The organism is Clostridium celatum (assembly GCF_021412605.1).
Lineage (GTDB): Bacteria > Bacillota > Clostridia > Clostridiales > Clostridiaceae > Clostridium > Clostridium celatum.
Genome location: NZ_JAJKGM010000134.1, coordinates 1 through 212 on the forward strand (window position 1 = coordinate 1; position 212 = coordinate 212).

Here is a 212-nt window from a genome sequence, read left to right on the forward strand (position 1 = left end):
TTACAACAAGCAGTTGAAGAGTTAGAAGAAGCTTCAAAAGTAGATAAATCAATACTTCAAGGTTTAGTTGATAGAGTAGAAGGAACAGATTCTACTAAGTATATTCCATCAACATGGACAGCATTTGCAAATGCCCTTGAAGCTGCAAATACAGTGCTTTCAAATGAAAATGCTACTCAAGAAGAAGTAGATTCAGCATATAGCACATTATT

1 protein-coding gene is annotated in these 212 nt (G+C 34.0%); it reads left to right on the forward strand.

The features are described from left to right. Positions 1–212, forward strand: a 212-nt coding sequence (locus LPC13_RS16880; RefSeq protein ID WP_234089042.1) for a hypothetical protein, incomplete at both ends; no start/stop codon positions are given.